The organism is Rhizobium sp. 25PS6 (assembly GCF_032464655.1).
Classification (GTDB): Bacteria; Pseudomonadota; Alphaproteobacteria; order Rhizobiales; family Rhizobiaceae; genus Rhizobium; species Rhizobium laguerreae.
In genome coordinates, this window is record NZ_JAWDIV010000010.1 from 117,761 (window position 1) to 133,659 (window position 15,899).

At 64.0% G+C, this 15,899-nt stretch carries 16 protein-coding genes; 4 read left to right on the top strand and 12 right to left on the bottom strand.

The features are described 5' to 3' along the window. Positions 1-115 precede the first annotated feature (115 nt). Positions 116-928, top strand: a complete 813-nt coding sequence (locus tag RWK44_RS16135) for a class II glutamine amidotransferase (RefSeq protein WP_131662936.1) — start codon at positions 116-118, stop codon at positions 926-928. A 30-nt stretch (positions 929-958) separates the two neighbouring features. Here RWK44_RS16135 and coaBC read toward each other — a convergent pair whose 3' ends face one another. From coaBC to RWK44_RS16150, 3 genes are all read right to left on the bottom strand, one after another. Beyond that, positions 959-2,164, bottom strand: a complete 1,206-nt coding sequence (gene coaBC, locus RWK44_RS16140; RefSeq protein ID WP_316029095.1) for a bifunctional phosphopantothenoylcysteine decarboxylase/phosphopantothenate--cysteine ligase CoaBC — start codon at positions 2,162-2,164, stop codon at positions 959-961. Positions 2,165-2,293: 129 nt separating this feature from the next. Further along, a complete protein-coding gene (locus RWK44_RS16145; protein ID WP_222060454.1) occupies positions 2,294-3,043 on the bottom strand; it encodes an SDR family oxidoreductase in 750 nt (249 codons plus the stop codon). Positions 3,044-3,177: 134 nt separating this feature from the next. Continuing rightward, complete coding sequence (locus RWK44_RS16150; protein ID WP_222011026.1) at positions 3,178-3,942, bottom strand: SDR family oxidoreductase; 765 nt, start codon at positions 3,940-3,942, stop codon at positions 3,178-3,180. Between the two features lie 128 nt (positions 3,943-4,070). Here RWK44_RS16150 and RWK44_RS16155 point away from each other — a divergent pair, with 128 nt between their 5' ends. Further along, positions 4,071-4,976, top strand: a complete 906-nt coding sequence (locus tag RWK44_RS16155; RefSeq protein ID WP_316029096.1) for a LysR family transcriptional regulator — start codon at positions 4,071-4,073, stop codon at positions 4,974-4,976. A gap of 1 nt (position 4,977) precedes the next feature. Here RWK44_RS16155 and RWK44_RS16160 read toward each other — a convergent pair whose 3' ends face one another. Continuing rightward, positions 4,978-5,856, bottom strand: a complete 879-nt coding sequence (locus tag RWK44_RS16160) for a LysR family transcriptional regulator (RefSeq protein ID WP_131662941.1) — start codon at positions 5,854-5,856, stop codon at positions 4,978-4,980. Positions 5,857-5,947: 91 nt separating this feature from the next. Here RWK44_RS16160 and RWK44_RS16165 point away from each other — a divergent pair, with 91 nt between their 5' ends. Both RWK44_RS16165 and RWK44_RS16170 read left to right on the top strand, forming a co-directional pair. After that, positions 5,948-7,198 carry an MFS transporter gene (locus RWK44_RS16165; RefSeq protein WP_316029097.1) on the top strand — a complete coding sequence of 417 codons (1,251 nt, stop codon included), beginning with the start codon at positions 5,948-5,950 and terminating at the stop codon, positions 7,196-7,198. Then, positions 7,195-7,581: a VOC family protein gene (locus RWK44_RS16170; protein WP_168283951.1), complete on the top strand. Its 387-nt coding sequence runs from the start codon at positions 7,195-7,197 to the stop codon at positions 7,579-7,581. The genes RWK44_RS16165 and RWK44_RS16170 overlap by 4 nt, the downstream gene beginning before the upstream one ends. Positions 7,582-7,608: 27 nt before the next feature. On the opposite strand, the gene RWK44_RS16175 is transcribed toward RWK44_RS16170, so the two are convergent. The 8 genes from RWK44_RS16175 to RWK44_RS16210 all read right to left on the bottom strand — a co-directional run bounded on the left by RWK44_RS16175 (position 7,609) and on the right by RWK44_RS16210 (position 15,839). Then, positions 7,609-8,001, bottom strand: a complete 393-nt coding sequence (locus RWK44_RS16175; RefSeq protein ID WP_316029098.1) for a type II toxin-antitoxin system VapC family toxin — start codon at positions 7,999-8,001, stop codon at positions 7,609-7,611. Then, positions 7,998-8,240: an AbrB/MazE/SpoVT family DNA-binding domain-containing protein gene (locus RWK44_RS16180; RefSeq protein WP_020052605.1), complete on the bottom strand. Its 243-nt coding sequence runs from the start codon at positions 8,238-8,240 to the stop codon at positions 7,998-8,000. The genes RWK44_RS16175 and RWK44_RS16180 overlap by 4 nt, the downstream gene beginning before the upstream one ends. A gap of 53 nt (positions 8,241-8,293) precedes the next feature. Further along, the gene (locus RWK44_RS16185; RefSeq protein ID WP_168283949.1) at positions 8,294-9,955 is read right to left on the bottom strand and encodes a urocanate hydratase; all 1,662 of its coding nucleotides are present in this window, start codon (positions 9,953-9,955) and stop codon (positions 8,294-8,296) included. 206 nt (positions 9,956-10,161) lie between these two features. Further along, the gene (locus RWK44_RS16190; protein WP_020052607.1) at positions 10,162-10,491 is read right to left on the bottom strand and encodes a TfoX/Sxy family protein; all 330 of its coding nucleotides are present in this window, start codon (positions 10,489-10,491) and stop codon (positions 10,162-10,164) included. Between the two features lie 3 nt (positions 10,492-10,494). After that, positions 10,495-11,592 carry a DUF917 domain-containing protein gene (locus tag RWK44_RS16195; protein WP_168283948.1) on the bottom strand — a complete coding sequence of 366 codons (1,098 nt, stop codon included), beginning with the start codon at positions 11,590-11,592 and terminating at the stop codon, positions 10,495-10,497. Further along, positions 11,573-12,853, bottom strand: a complete 1,281-nt coding sequence (locus RWK44_RS16200; RefSeq protein WP_316029099.1) for a Zn-dependent hydrolase — start codon at positions 12,851-12,853, stop codon at positions 11,573-11,575. Before RWK44_RS16200 ends, RWK44_RS16195 begins: the two co-directional genes overlap by 20 nt. Then, positions 12,850-14,229, bottom strand: coding sequence for a dihydroorotase (locus tag RWK44_RS16205; RefSeq protein WP_316029100.1), 1,380 nt, complete (start codon positions 14,227-14,229; stop codon positions 12,850-12,852). The genes RWK44_RS16200 and RWK44_RS16205 overlap by 4 nt, the downstream gene beginning before the upstream one ends. 23 nt (positions 14,230-14,252) lie before the next feature. After that, complete coding sequence (locus RWK44_RS16210; protein WP_316029101.1) at positions 14,253-15,839, bottom strand: aromatic amino acid lyase; 1,587 nt, start codon at positions 15,837-15,839, stop codon at positions 14,253-14,255. Positions 15,840-15,899 lie beyond the last annotated feature (60 nt).

Genomic DNA, 15,899 nt, shown 5'->3' on the forward strand with positions numbered 1-15,899 from the left:
GAAACCGTCATGTTTGGCTTGCAAACCGGCCGCGCGTTAATCTGTTGTTAGCTGCGTCGTTCGACAATTTCAGCATTCCCGCCGGCGCGGCGGCGGGTTCCGGAGCAAGAAAGCCATGTGTCGCTGGGCAGCCTATCGCGGAGATCCTCTCTATCTCGAGGAACTGGTATCTTCGCCCGCCCATTCCCTGATCGAGCAGTCGCATTGCGCCACCCGCGCCAAGACGGCGACGAATGGCGATGGCTTCGGCATCGCCTGGTATGGCGACAGGCCCGAACCCGGCCGCTACCGTGATATCCTGCCCGCATGGTCGGATTGCAATCTGAAGAGCCTGGCGCGGCAGATCCGTTCGCCGCTCTTCCTCGCCCATGTCCGCGCTGCCACAGGCGGCGGCACGCGCCGCGACAACTGCCACCCCTTCACCCATGGCACCTGGTCCTTCATGCATAACGGCCAGATCTCCGGCTTCGAGCGCCTGCGCCGGCCGATGGAGGCGATGCTCGACGACGAGTTGTTCAATGCCCGCGGCGGCACGACCGATTCCGAACTGATGTTCCTGCTGGCGCTGCAGTTCGGCCTGCGCGAGGCGCCGGTCGCCGCGATGGCGGAAATGATCGGTGCGATCGAGGACCTGGCCGAAAGTGTCATCGGCTCGATCCTGCTGCGTTTTACCGCCGCCTTCTCCGATGGCTGCACGCTCTATGCGATCCGTTATGCCACAGACCGCAAGGCGCCGACGCTCTATGCGTCTCCCGTCGGCGCGGGCTATTGCCTTGTGTCGGAACCGTTGAACGACGATGTCGATGCCTGGGCCGAAATTCCGGATGGCAGCGCCGTCACCGTCGGCAAAGACGGCATCGACGTCGCCGATTTCCGGCCGGAGAAGCGGAGCGCCTCCAAGCCGCTGCGCGTCGCTATCCCTGCCTGAGCCGCTCGACGCTAGCTGAGCCGCTCGCGATCAGCGGAGCTGCTTGGCGATCAGTGCCGCAAGTCTTTCGGCAACCTCTTCCTTCGTCAGATCAGGCCATTGCTCGACGCCGTCACGGCGAATGAGTTTGACGCTGTTGCGGCTGCCGCCCATGATGCCGGTCGCAGGAGAAACGTCATTGGCGACGATCATGTCGGCGCCTTTCCTTTCGAGTTTCGCCTTCGCATTGCTTTCCACGTCCTGCGTCTCGGCGGCAAAGCCGATCACCAGCCTCGGCCGCATCGTGTGATGGCCGACGGTTTTCAGGATGTCCGGATTCTCGGTCAGCGCCAGCGTCGGGATGGATTCGCCCGGATGTTTCTTCAGCTTCTGGTCAGCCGCCGAGGCGACGCGCCAGTCCGCCACCGCCGCGACCATCACGGCGATGTCGGCCGGCAGCGCCGCAAGCACGGCATCACGCATTTCCTCGGCCCGCTCGACATGCACGGTGCTGACGCCGACGGGATCGGCGATCGTCACCGGCCCTGACACCAGCGTCACCTCCGCCCCGAGCTTTGCCAGGGCTGCGGCGATCGCATGCCCCTGCCGGCCGGAGGAGCGGTTGGCGATATAACGCACCGGATCGATCGGCTCGTGCGTCGGTCCTGAGGTGACGATCGCCTTGCGCCCCTTGAGCGGCTTTTCTCCATCGTCGAGCATGGTTTCGGCCGCAGCGACGATCTCCAGCGGCTCCGCCATCCGGCCGAGCCCTGCTTCTCGGCTTTCCGCCATCTCGCCAGCCATCGGCCCGATGAAGCGGATGCCGTCGGCTCTCAGCATTGCCGCATTCCGCCGCGTCGCCGGATGCGTCCACATGGCGGGGTTCATCGCCGGTGCCGCCAGCACCGGCCTGTTCGTCACCAGGAGCACGGTCGAAGCGAGATCGTCGGCAAGCCCGTTCGCCATCTTCGCCATCAGATCGGCGGTGGCAGGGGCGATCAGCACAAGGTCGCAGTCGCGCGCCAGCCGGATATGACCGACATCCTGTTCGTCCTGTCGTGAAAACAGATCGAGGAAGACGTGATCCGCCGACAGCGCGCCGACGGCAAGCGGCGTGACGAATTCCTGCGCGCCTTTGGTCATGACTGGGCGCACGTTCGCGCCGCGCTCGCGCAGCCGGCGGATCAGGTCCAGGCTCTTATAGGCCGCGATGCCGCCCGAGATGATGAGGAGGATGCGTTTGCCGCTGAGAGCCATGGCCTTCTTCCCGTTGCCTTTTCTGACCGTTCTCGACCCTAAGCCTTTGGCGGAGAACATGCAATCGCGCCGACGACATGCCGAAGCCGGCAAGCAGCGCGGCAGTTGGTCTCCGCCGCGCTCGTGGGGTCAGAGGTTGCTCATCCCGCCGTCGATGATGAGTTCGCTGCCGACGATATAGGCAGCCTCATCGGAGGCGAGGAAGACGATCGTCTTGGCGACTTCACTCGGATTTCCGAAGCGACCGACGGGGATCTGGGCCTGGACCTGCTCTGCCATCGCCTTGGATTGAGCTTCCGAAGCGCCGAGCTTGCTGTAAAGCGGCGTGGCGATCGGACCGGGGCTGACGGCGTTGACGCGGATGCCGCGGCCGATCAGTTCGCCCGACAGTGTCTTGGCAAGCGTCAGCAGCGCGCCCTTCGTCAGCGAGTAGACGCTGGAGTTCGGCATGCCGATATGGGCGTTGATCGAGGTGTTGAGCACGATCGCGGCCTGCTTCGAAAAAATCGGCAGCAGCGACTGAATCAGGAAAAACGGTCCCTTGACGTTGATATCAACCGACTTGTCGAAGGCGGCTTCGCTCCACTGTTCCAGCGGCCCGAATTCGGCAACCCCGGCGTTGACGAAGAGGATGTCGAGCGTGCCGAAAGCCTCTCTCACACTATCGGCGACGGCCTTCTGGCCGGCCGCATTGCCGGCATCGGCCTGGATGACGGTGGCTTTGCCGCCAAGTTCGGCGCGGGCCGCCTCGACGCTTGCCGCGCTGCTGCCGGTAACGATGACGCGGGCGCCCTCGGCGATGAACTGGCGGGCGGTTTCGAGACCGATGCCGCTAGTGCCGCCGGTGATGAGAGCTGTCTTGTTCTGCAGGCGTGACATGATGAGTTCCTTTGACCGAATGTTGGGGCGTGGCCCGTTCTTGTTCAATGCGAGAATGCTCTGAAAAAAGCGGCGCGATAAGCCGGCGCGTTGAAGGATCATCAACCCGCAGCGGATAATCGCGCCGCGCCGTCTCAGGTGCGGGTGATCGAGGCGCCGCCGTCGACCAGCGATGCCGTGCCGGTGACGAAGCTCGCATCGTCGGAGGCGAGGTAGAGGACCGAGCGGGCGAGTTCTTCGGGTGTTGCGACACGCTTCAGCGCATGCAGATTGGTGACGAAGGCCTGCTTCTCAGGCGTGTCGTTCATGTCCCGATACATGTCGGTGTCAACAGCACCCGGCAGGATGGCATTGACGCGCACGCCCTGCTGGCCGAATTCGGCGGCAAGCGCCTGCGTCAGGCCGATCAGGCCGGATTTGCTGGCGGCATAGGCGGCGACACCCGGAAAGGCGAAGCTGTAGCCGACGAAGGTCGAGGTGAAGATCACCGAACCGCCGCCATTTTTCACCATTGCGCCGATCTGGTGCTTGGCGGCGAGGAAGGAGGCCGTCAGATTGATCGCCAGCGCCTCGCTGAAGCCTGCTTCCGAAACAGCGGTGCTCGCACCGGCTTCGCCAAGCGTGCCGGCATTGTTGAAGGCGATGTCGAGCTTGCCGTAATTCGTCACGGCGGCGGCGACCAGCGCCTTGTGATAGTCTTCCGAGCGCACGTCGCCGGCAATGGCGATGGCCTCGCCGCCCTCTGCCTTGATCTCCGCGACGAGGCGGTCGAGTTCGCCCTGGCGGCGGGCGCCGACGACGACCTTGGCGCCTTCGGCGGCAAAGAGCTTTGCCGTGGCGCGGCCGATGCCGGAGCTTGCGCCGGTGACGATCGCGACCTTGTTATTCAAGCGGTTCAAGGTTCCATCTCCTGGTGTTTTGAGGTGAGGCGGCCCCTGCCGCCCCTTTCGATGAAGGGAAGATGGCATTTTCCTTTCGTTCGGATTAGTCTCCAGATCGGGGAACTCGAATTCGGAAAATCCGAACGATGATCAGGATCGAAGGCATTGCGGCGTTCGTCGCCGTGGTCGAGGCGGGCTCGGTCAGTGAAGCGGCCCGGCGCCTGCGGCTGTCGAAATCCGTCGTCAGCGAAAGGCTGGCGGAACTGGAGAATTCGCTCGGCGGCATGCTGCTGCACCGAACGACGCGCAGGCTCACTTTGACGGAGGATGGCACGGTCTTCCTGGAGCGCGCCGCGCGCATCGTGCGCGAGATCGAGGAGGCCGCGGCCGATATGGCCGAGCGGCGCGGAACGCTGTCCGGCCCGATCCGCATCGCCGCTCCCGTCACCTTCGGCCGCATGCATCTCGGCCCGGCGCTCTATCCCTTTCTAGCCGAGCATCCCGAGATCGAACTGACCCTCGATATCGATGACCGACGCGTCGATGCCGCCTCGGACGGTTATGATGCCATCATCCGCAATGGTCCGATCGCCGATAGCCGGCTGGTCGCCTGGAAGCTCGCGCATAGCCGCCGCCTTCTCTGCGCCTCGCCGGATTATCTCGCTTGCCAGGGAATGCCGTCGTCGCTTTCCGATCTCAACAGCCACCGCGGCATCTTCTACACCAATCGCGGCGTTGCCGACTGGCGCTTCCAGACGCCGGACGGTGCGATCGTCGTCCGCGCGAAACTGGCGCTCGGCATCAACAATGGCGATATGCTCCGCGACGCCGCGATTGCCGGTCTCGGTATCGCGCTGCTGCCTGCCTTCATCGCCGGCCCGGCCATCCGCGAGGGCCGGCTTGCCGAAATCGACGTCGGCCATAGGCCGGAGGCCGAATTCATCTACATGGCCCATCCCGAAGGCCGAAATCCCTCCGCCAAGCTTCGCGCCATCGCCGATCATCTGAAGAAGAGCTTCGGCGATCCGCCCTATTGGGATCCAGCGGGTTAACTCATGTACTCAGGAGGCTGATCAGGTTCTCGGTGACCGGCGAGCGGTGTGTTTTCAGGACTGCCAGCGCCAGGCGCGCCACGGCCGGCGGCCCTTCGATCGGCCGGTAGGCCACGCCTTCGAGCTTGATCTGCGAAATCGAAGCCGGCACGATCGAGACGCCAAGATCGGCCGCCACCAGATTGACGACGGAGGAAATCTGCGGCGCCTCCTGCGCCACGGTCAGCTCGAATCCCGCCTTGCGGCAGGCGAGCACGACATCGTCGTAGAGGCTCAAGCCGACGAGCCGGGGAAAGAGGATGAAGGGTTCGTCCGCCAGCGCCGCAAGCGGCAGGCTGCGATGTTTTGCCAGCGGATGGCTGGCGGGCAGGGCAATCACCATCGGCTCATCCGGCAGCCGCCGCAGCCGAATACCGGCGGGATCGTCAAGGCTGGGGCGCATGAAGGTGGCGTCGAGCTCTCCGCGTTCGAGCTTCTGCATCAGCGCCAGCGTATTCATTTCCGTCAGCGACAGCTGCACCTCCGGCCAGTATGCGCGAAAGCGCCGGATCGTCGTGCTGACGACGGGATTGAAGGCGGAGGAAGCGGTGAAACCGAGCGACAGACGGCCGGTCTCGCCGCGATTGGCGCTTTGCGCAGCAAGCTTCGCCTTTTCCGCGGCCGCCAGCGAAGCCTTTGCCTCGCCGAGGAAGGCCGTACCCGCTGCCGTCAATTCGGCGCCGTGCGGCACGCGGTGAAACAGCGCCGCACCCACTTCACTCTCCAGATCGCGGATCTGCTGGCTGAGCGGCGGTTGCCCGATGCCGAGCTTGCCGGCGGCACGGGTGAAATTGCCTTCTTCCGCCACCGCGAGAAAATATCTCAAATGCCGCAACTCCATCGCCATCTCCAAAACCTATCGGAATCGTCAGTGTCATATATTGGACAAATGGAGTGGCGTTGACTAGATCGAAGGTCGGAAGGATGAAGATATGCCGACGTCAGCGCATGCCGTGAAGACCGCCGAGACAAGCGCGATCCCAGGGCAAAAACACTACCTGACCCGTGGCACCGGCGCCTATCGCCGCGCCAGCCTGGCGCTCTTCCTGTCCGGCTTCTCCACCTTCTCGCTGCTCTATTGCGTGCAGCCGCTGCTGCCGATCTTCTCGCAGCAATTCTCCGTCAGTCCGGCCGAAAGCTCGCTGTCGCTCTCACTCTCCACCGGCTTCCTGGCGGTCGCGATCGTCTGTGCCGCCGCGGTTTCGGAAGGTCTTGGCCGCCGCAGCCTGATGTCGATATCTCTGGTTGGGGCGGCGTTGCTGACCATTGCCACCGCCTTTGCCCCGAACTGGCATCTGCTGCTCGTCATCCGCGCTCTCCAAGGCCTCGTCCTCGGCGGCGTGCCTGCTGTCGCCATGGCCTATCTCGCCGAGGAAATCGATCCGCGCGGTCTTGGCGCCACCATGGGCTTTTATGTCGGCGGCACGGCCTTCGGCGGCATGTCCGGCCGTGTGCTGACCGGTGTCTTCGCCGAATATCTCACCTGGCGTCCGGCGCTTTTTCTCATCGGCGCCATCGGCCTTGCCGCCGCGATCGGCTTCATCGCCCTCTTGCCGCCGTCACGCAATTTCATCCGCCGGCCGGGCTTCGATCCGCGCTTTCATCTCAGGGCCTGGCTCGGCCATCTCAAAAATCCGGCGCTGCCCTTACTCTTCGCTATCGCCTTCCTGGCGATGGGCTCCTTCGTGACGATCTATAACTATGCCGGTTTCCGCCTGGTGGCGCCGCCTTACGACCTCAACCAGACCGAACTCGGGCTGATCTTCACCGTCTATCTCTTCGGCATCGGCGCCTCTTCGATCGGCGGCCTGCTAGGAGACCGGATCGGGCACTTTTCCGTGCTTCTCTTCGGTCTGGCGCTCACCGCGGCCGGCAGCGCGCTGACGCTTGCAGCCTCTCTCCCGGCCATCATCCTCGGTATAACAGTGCTGACGACCGGCTTCTTCATGAGCCATTCCATCGCCAGCGGCCTTGTCGGCAAGCTGGCGCATGGCACCAAGGGCCACGCCTCGTCGCTCTATATGCTCGCCTATTATGTCGGCTCCAGCCTCATGGGTTCGGCGGGCGGCTGGTTCTTCGCGGTTGAAGGCTGGGCGGCCGTGGTTATCTTCACCCTTGCCATGCTGGCGCTGGCCTTCGCTTCCGCCTGTTTTGCCCAGCAATTCGCGAGGAGAAAAGCATGATCCGCATAGACCGCCTCGACCATCTCGTGCTGACCGTCGACGATATCGCCATCACCTGCGATTTCTATTCCCGCATCCTCGGCATGTCGGTCGAAACCTTCGCGGAAGGTCGCAAGGCGCTGAAATTCGGCCGCCAGAAGATCAACCTGCACCAGACCGGCCACGAATTCGATCCCAAGGCGAAACATCCCACGCCCGGCTCCGGCGACCTCTGCTTCATCGCCGAGACGCCGCTTGCCGACGTCATCGCTGATCTAGAGGCCGCGGGCGTTACAATCGAAGAAGGCCCGGTCGAACGCACCGGTGCGACCGGGCGTTTGCGCTCGGTTTATTTCAGGGACCCCGACGGCAATCTCATCGAAGTCTCCAATCTGATCGCCTGACGCGCTGCCCCGACGACCGGATCGAAGCTAACCTTCCCAATTCTCGGTTTGTAAATCCGCCGCGCGTTCGAACTCTCGCAGATTGCGGGTGATCAGGATGAGGCCGCGGGCAGAGGCCTGCCCGGCAATCAGGACGTCATAAGGTCCGATCGGCGTTCCCGATGCCTGCAGCGCCGCGCGGATTTCCCCCGCCTTGCGCGCGTCGTCTCGGTCGAACTCCAGGATGTTGAATTGCAACGCGTCGATCCGCGCCAGGTTCTCATCGGTGCGGAGGCTTTTGTAAGCGCCGTAGAAGAGTTCATGCGCGACGATTGCCGGGACTCCGAAATCTTGCGGTCTGTGTTTGCGCAGCTCGGCGACGAAGCGCTCATTGCCCTTCATCAGGGCAATGACGGCATTTGCATCGAGCAGATACTTCATTTGAAGAAGTCGAGTTCGGGTCGCTCCTGCCCAGCAGGTTGCTCTTCCGCCGCGGTCGCAAAGTCGGGATCAACCGGACCGGTCACGTCTGCAAGCCATTCCCAATCACCGGAAATCGGCTCAAGAATGATTGCACGGCCCTGGCGGCGAATGGCAACGCTATCGCCATCGAAGCGGAATTCCTTTGGCAATCGGACGGCTTGGGAACGCCCTGACCAGAAGATTTTTGCTGTTTCCATGTCACGATCCTCAATGGGATATGACAATGATATATATCAACTCACGATCCATTTCAACCAAGTCGGATATACGGCACGTCCTTCTTCGCCACTTCGTCCAGCGCCTCCTCATAACCGGCATCGGCGTAACGCATGACGCCAAGCGCCGTATCGTTGGTCAGCGCATGGTCGAGCCGCTCGTCAGCGGCGTCCGTGCCGTCGGCGACGACGGTGACGCCGCAGCTCGTCATGTAGCCGGCATAGCCGCCGCCGCCGGAATGGACGACGACGAGATCGGCCATCGACGAGCAGAGCATCATCGCATCGATCAGCGGCCAGTCGGCGATCGCGTCGGAGCCGTCCTTCATCCGCTCGGTCATGATATTCGGATGCGCCATGGCGCCGGCATCGAGATGGTCGCGGGAGAAGGCGACCGGGCCTTTGAGTTCGCCGCTCGCAACTAGCGCATTGACGCGGCGGGCGAGTGCCGTGCGTTCGCCATGGCCGAGCCAGGCGATGCGGGCCGGCAGCCCTTCGAAGGGCACATGTTCACGCGCCAGCCGGATCCAATTGGTAATGATCTTGTTGTCGGGAAACATCTCGAGCAGCAGGTCGTCGATGCGGGCAATATCGCTCTCCTCGCCTGACAGAGCCATCCAGCGGAACGGACCGATCGCCCGGGCAAACAGCGGCCTGAGATAGGCTTCGGTGAAGATCGGAATATCGAAGGCATTGGCAACGCCGCCCTCTTTGGCCTGGGTGCGGATCAGGTTGCCGTTGTCGAAGACTTCCGAGCCGCGCTTCTGGAACTCCAGCATCGCCGTCACATGCTCGACGATCGAGGCCCGGCTTGCCGCCATCAACTGGCCCTGGCCGTCGTCACGCAGGCCCTTGACCTGATCGAGGTTCATGCCCTTCGGCACATAGCCATAGACGAGGTCATGCGCCGAGGTCTGGTCGGTGACGATATCAGGCACGATGCCGCGCCGGGCGATCTCCGGATAAACCTCCGCCGCATTGCCGACGAGGCCGACGGAAAGCGGCCGCTTGTCCTTCACCGCCGCATCGATCATCTGAAGGGCGGTATCGAGATCGGGTGCGATTTCCTGGAGATAACCGATCTGCTGGCGCTTGCGGGCTCGCTCCGGATCGATGTCGACGCACAGGATCGCAGCGCCTGCCATGCGGCCGGCGAGCGGCTGCGCCCCACCCATGCCGCCGAGGCCGGCCGTCAGCACGAACCGGCCGAGGAGATCGCCGCCGAAGCGCCGCTCGGCGATGCGCATGAAGATCTCATACGTACCCTGGATGACGCCCTGGCTGCCGATATATTGCCAGGCGCCGGCCGTCAGCCCGCCCCAGCAGATCAGTCCCTTGCGCTGCAGCTCGTAGAACACTTCGGCTTTTGCCCATTGCCCGACGATATTGCAGTTCGCCATGATGACGAGCGGCGCCTTGGCATGCGTTCGAACGAGCCCGATCGGCTTGCCGGACTGGATGAGCAGCGTCTGGTCCTCTTCCATCTCGGTCAGCGCCTTGACGATGCCTCTGTGCGCCGCCCAGTTGCGGGCGGCCTTGCCGAGCGCGGCATAGACGATCAGGTTGTCGGGATCCTCGCCGACGGAGAGCACGTTTTCGAGCAGCCGCAGCAGCGCCTCCTGCCGCCAGCCCTTGGCGCGCAGTTCCGGCCCGCCGGGAATCGGAAATTTCGGATGACGTGGATTGGCCTTCGGCATCGTGGGTTCCTCGTTTGGTTCTCTGTTTTTCCCTTCTCCCCTCGGGGAGAAGGTGGCCCGAAGGGTCGGATGAGGGGGCTGCACGGCAGGATCTATATGTTGCCCTTCGCTTGCGCTCAGTGCACTCGCGGCCTTGCCGCTCACCCCCTCATCTGTCCTTCGGACATCTTCTCCCCGCTGGGGAGAAGGGGGAATGGCATCGTTTGCTATTTGCTCGGCAGCGATTCCACATAGGCGAGCGCCGCATCGAGCAGACGCCGTCTCAGAGCATCGTCGCCGTAAACCTCGGCACCGCCTCGCACCCAGCCATGCATGACACGTTCGCCAGACAGCATCTGGATCACGCCCGGCAGCGCCAGGGCCCAGCCATCATTGCCCTTGCCGAGACGGATCAGCATGCCGTCATGGCGCGCGCAGCAGAGAAGATTGCCGTTCAGCATGAAGGCCCAGCCGCCGAACATGGATTTTTCGGCAAGGCCCGGCCGATCGCCGAGTTCCTCACGCATCAGTTCTTCGAGACCGGGATCGCGCGCCATGGCTCAGGCCTTCGTCGCCAGTGCATAACGTGCGATCTCGATCCCCATCGCCTTTTCGACGACGGGATAGACAGTCGGATCGAGCACGCTAGCCGAAAGCGGAATGATCTCCATCGGCACATGCAGGATGAAAACATGCATGCCCTCCTGAAGCTGGCCGACGCTGAGCGGCTCGCCCTCCGGTGAAAGCGTGGTGATGACGGCGGGGAAGGTGGCAAGCCTTTTGCCATCGGCATTGTCCACCGCCATGTATTCGTTCATCACATGCAGCGTCACCGACTTTTCGCCCGTGCCGACGGTGACCGTGCCGATGTCGAAGGCTTCCTTGGTGTAGACGACGTCCTTGCGAGTGATGACGCCTCCGGCAAGGATATGCCCACCCGTCGTCTTGCAGATCGCATCGATGACGGCAGATCCGCCGCGCTTCTCCACCGCGATGATCGCCTCGCCGAGCGCAAGCGCCATCGAGATGCCGCCGAGCGCCGCATGGCTGCGGACATAGGAGGCTCGGAGAGGATTGCGGCAGCTGGCGATGAAGCCGCCGGATTGATCGGCGGCGGCGCGCAGCACCGGCGAGATCTTCGCCGTCGCCCCCTTCACCACCAGTTCGATGTAACGGTTCTCGGCGCGATTGCCGCCGACGGCGGTCTGGATCATCGGCTCGGGCGAGCCGGCCATGCCGATCGAGCCCATGTCGCCCGTCGGATGCGCGCGGATATCGCCGACCGCGTCGACCACCTTGGTGCCGAGGATTGCCGACGGCAGCCAGCCGTTCAGCGTCGAGGATTTGCCGTTCTGGCCGATGATCAGCCCGGAAAGCTTTTCGCCGAGCGCCTCCTGCAGCAGTTGCACCGCCTTCACATAATCGATGCCCTGCATTTCCCAGGGGGTGGTGGAGGCCGGCGCGCCGATCGCGGCCGCAGTCGCGATCCAGTCCTCGTCCTTCAGCTCGTCGATCGAGACCAGCTCCGGCTTGCCGACATTGACGGCGGCAAGCCCGAGCATCCGCCCGTGATCGGCCCAGCCTCCGCCGCCGGCGGCATAAACGGAGCCACCCTTGACGGCAGCTTCCACGTCCTTCTCAACGAGTATGCGTCCCATCGGTCCTCTCCTGATTCAAGCTCGTGTCCATCTCGCGCACCGCCTCGATAAGCACGGCGGCGCCGAGCGTGATATCGTCATTCTCCGCCCACTCGTCGGCCGAATGGCTGCGGCCGTCCCGGCAGGGCACGAAGATCATCGCCGCCGGCGCCACCTTGGCGATCCAGGCCGTATCGTGTCCCGCACCGGAGGCCATGCGCCGATGTTTTGCGCCGACACGTTCGCAGGCAGCCTCCAAGGTCGATAGCAGCCCGGCATCGCCAGGTGTTGGCTGATTGTCGGAAACCCGGTTCGGCGTCTTGATCGTCACGCCATAGGCGCCTGCCAGCTTTTCGACGTTGCCTTCGAGCCAGCGGCAGAATGCCTCCATGTCGGCGCGGATTTCGGCCCGGCCATCGATCAGCAGCACCACCTTCGACGGCACGACATTGGCGGCATTCGGCTCGATCCTGAATTCCCCGACCGTTGCCGCGAAATGCCCCGGCGATTTGGCAAGTTCGGCGGCGGCATTGCGGATGTCGAGCACCAGCTGTGACGCCGCCACCAGCGCATCCGCCCGCCGGTCCATCGGCGTCGTGCCGGCATGATCGGCTCGCCCTTCGACGGTGATCTCGATACGGGTGATGCCCGATATCGCGGTGACGATGCCGATATCCTCCTTTTCGGCTTCGAGCACCGGGCCTTGTTCGATATGGAGTTCGAGAAAGCCCGCTATATCGGGCCTGTTCTGCTGCATCAGCACATCGGGTCTGCCACCGACCTGGGCGATGCCTTCGGCCAGATCGCGCCCGTCGCTAACGCGCGAAAGCCAGGCCTCCGGCAACTGGCCGGTCATGCCGCGGCTGCCGATGCAGGAGACGCCGAAGATGCTCACCTCCTCGGCAAGGAAATCGACGATTTCGAGATCGTGATCGAGCTCGATATTCTGGTCAACAAGAGCCCGCGCTACCTCCAGCGCCGCAATCACGCCGGCGATGCCGTCGAAGCGGCCGCCGTCGGGCACCGTGTCGGAATGCGAGCCGACCATTATCGTGCCGAGCCATGGTTTCCGGCCTGTCCGGCGGCCGATCAGATTGCCGGCGGCATCGATCCGCGTTTCCAGCCCCGCCGCCTTCATCCGCGCTTCGATATAGGCTCGGCCGTCGAGAAAGAGCGGCGAGAAGGCCCGTCGCGTCCAGGGATGCCCCGGCTCGGTGATCCCGGCCAGCGTATCGATATCGTCAGCGATCCGGCTGGCATTGACGGGTAGATTGCGGCTCATGTTTCAATTCCCGCAATGGCCTGGCGCGGCAGCGGCCGCACGAACCGGCCGGTGCCGGGCTCAGCCAGCACCTTCGCGCCCTCGGCGATCTTTTCGCCTCTGAGGTAGGTGGCGGAAACGGTCCAGGGCAGGCGGATGCCGTTATAGGGGCTCCAGCCGACGACATTGTTGCCGCTCGTGGCGGCATCATAGACGCTGTCGCGCGGCTCGAGCACGACGATATCGGCGTCCTTGCCCGGTGTCAGCGCGCCCTTGATATGGTCGAGCCGGAAATGCTTCGCCGGGTTCTCCGCCATCAGCCTGGCGGCCCATGTCAGCGGAATGCCGCGTTCGACGGCACCTTTGACGAAAAGCGGCACCATCACCTCGAGACCGGGAACGCCGGAGGCGTTGGCGAGCATGTCGGGATTGGTCTTGCGGTTTTCCGACCAGCTGACGTGATCGGTCGAGACCAGCCAGACATCGCCCTCGGCCACCTTCCGCCAGAGCGTCTCCACCTCGGCGCGCGGCCGCACGGGCGGATTGATCTTCGCCTTGCCGCCGAGGCGTTTCACGTCGTTTTCCTCGTCGAGCGTCAGGTAGTGAATGCAGCATTCCACAGTCGCCGCAAAGCCGTCGCGGCGATAGGCACGCGCGATATCGTAACCGCGCCCGAGCGAGCAGTGCACCACATGCGCCGGGCAGCCGGTATTGGCGCCGGTCTCGAAGATCGTGTGCATCGCCAGCAGCTCGGTGATCGGCGGCCGTGACAGGCCGTGCGCCCGCCAATCAGAGATGCCGCTCGCCTTCACCTGCTCCATATAGGTGCGCACCGCCTCATCGTCTTCATTGTGCACGCCCGCCGTCAGCCCGGTCGGCGCGATCGCCGCAAAGCAGGCATCGAGCAGGGCTGGCGGAATGCGCGGAAAGCGCTTGGGATCGGTGCCGAAGGTCGAAAACTTGAAGGCCGCGACGCCTGCCTCCACCATCTCACGGATCCGCGCCGGGCCTTCTTCCGGATCGACGGTGCCGTAAAGCGCGAAATCGACGCGCGCCTGCGGGCCGGCATGATCGATCTTCCGCTTCACCGCCGCCGCCGAGCAGACGAGATTGCCCTCGTCATAGGGCATGTCGACAATGACAGTCACGCCGCCGGCCGCTGCCGATCGTGTCGACCACAGGAAATCCTCCTGGTCTTTTTGGGAAAGCGAATGCACCTGCGCGTCGATCGCACTGGGCAGGATCAGCGCTTTTCCGAGCAGATGCCGTTCGCGGCCCGCAGGCGGCACGCCAAGGCCGACTTCGGCGATTTTGCCGTCGCGAACGGCGACATAACCCTCGTCGAGAATGCGGTCCGGCAGCACCACCGTGCCCTGCAAAACGAGATCGAAGTCCATGCCGCTTTCTCCGTAACTGGAAATCAGACCGTTGCCGGCTCGTGACGGGTTAGCCGTTCCTCGATGCGCTCCAGCGAGCCGAGGGCGAAGAAATCGTCGAAGGAGGCGATCGGAACCTGCTCGGTCAGCTTCGTAACGAAGTCGTCCGAACCAAGTTCCTCCTCGATCGCCTCCACCTCGGCCGAAAGCGGCCGGTCGACGATATAGAAATCCGCATGTTTGCGCACGACATCGTAGAGCATGCCCGCGACGCCCTTCGGTTCGTCGCCGAGAATGTCGATCGCCTGGGCAGACAGCAGCGCCTCGAGCGCCGCAAGGCGCTTCAGTGCTTGCATCTGCCGTTCGAAGCGCTCGATGACGAGCGGCAGGAAGGCTGCCTCGTCCTCCAGCCCGGCTGCGACGACCAGCGACTGGGCCGACACGGGATTGGACATCGACAGCACGCGCGAGAAAATCTCGCCGGCAAGTTTGATGATCGGCCCGAAACCGGTGGCGATCCGCCCCGGCGGCACGAGGTTGACCGGCAGGTCGCGCCGTTGGCCGTTGCCGAGAATGACGCAGCGGTTGAAGGCGTTGCGCGCCGCATGCGCCATGCAGAGTGCTGCCGATTCGAGCAGGATCGTCACATCGAGCGGAAGCGAACCCCCGGACGTCATCACCCGGCCTTCGACGACGACGGGATTGTCGTCCGAGCGGCCGGTGGCGGCAAGGATCTTATGGCCGGTCGATAAGAGGTTCTCGATCACCGCGCCGAACACCTGCGCGATCATGCGCAGGCTGAGCGGATCCTGCACATGTGTTGCGACGGGCCAGTTCCATTCGTCGGAGGCATTGCAGAGCCAGGCGCCGATCAGCGCCTCGCGCGCCGTTCCGACATGCCTGACCGCCTTCCACGGATCGCGGGAAGCGCCGAGCGCGCCAGCGGCCATCATCGCCGTCGCCAGCAGGATGCGGATCGAGGCCGCAGCATTGCGTGTCGTTTCCGCTGCCGAGGCAAAGCTCACCGCATTGATGCTGAGCGAGGCAAGGCTGTCGCGCGGCGCCATCCGCACCGGTTCCAGCCCGGCCGCCCGGAAAGCCTCGGCCGCCTGCATCCGGTTGCCGCGATAGATCGCTTCGCCGACCCCCGTCAGCACCGCGCCGATCTGTCCCATCAGACCGATATCGGCACAGCCGATCGAGCCGGTGCGGCGCACGACCGGGATCAGATCGGCCTCGAGCATCGTCATATAGGCCTGGATCAGCTCCGGCGTGCAGCCGACCTGGCCGGTCAGCGCCGTGTTGATACGGATCGCCATGGCATTGCGCACGACATTGCAGGAAAAGGGGGTGCCGGTGCCGAAATGATGGGCACGCACCAGGCCGAGATTGAAAGTGTCGAGTTCGTCGGCCGACCACTCCACATCCTTCATGGCGCCGACGCCTGTCGTCGAGCCGTAGACGGGCATGCCGGAGGCGATCGCGTCCTCGACGACCTCGCGGGCGATCGCGATGCGGGCCATGCCCGTCGCCGAAGCCGAAATCGCAGCCTTGCCCGCCCCGATCGTCACCATCTCGGCAAAACCGAGCGGCCGTCCGGAAAGTTCGATGCCAGGGCGTTCGTGCTTCATGTGCCTATCTCCCTAAAACAGGATTCAGAGCATGATGTCGCCCGAAAACCGCTCACATTT